The 286-nt window shown below is 46.9% G+C and carries 1 protein-coding gene; it reads right to left on the bottom strand.

Going from position 1 to position 286, the window contains the following annotated elements; all coding sequences use genetic code 11:
* Positions 1-199: 199 nt before the first annotated feature.
* Positions 200-286: DUF3465 domain-containing protein (locus tag H2O73_RS20885; protein ID WP_182110786.1), on the bottom strand; the 87-nt coding region annotated here is incomplete at its 5' end.

Raw genomic sequence — 286 nt, 5'->3', positions numbered from 1 at the left:
AATCACCTCTCAATTAGACCCTAGATCTAACTTGGTAAAGTGTCTACTAAACGTGGGGTACTCTGGCACATAACGCCGCATTAAGTGGTGAGCAACGCCAACCACCCTGCCTAAACCATTGTGACATAAACACTTAAACCGAAGTAAGCCGGAAACGCCATGCGTTGGGAATCCGTCTTAAATGCATTGTTAGGTGATTTTAGTCGTACGTCCTTCCCTGATGCTTCAGCCAGCCATGAGCATGTTTATTTCGAGGGTCTTTGTGCGTCCAGTGAATGACTCCACC

It is taken from the genome of Vibrio marinisediminis, from assembly GCF_014050145.1.
Classification (GTDB): domain Bacteria; phylum Pseudomonadota; class Gammaproteobacteria; order Enterobacterales; family Vibrionaceae; genus Vibrio; species Vibrio marinisediminis.
This window is presented reverse-complemented; position numbering and strand designations above follow the sequence as displayed.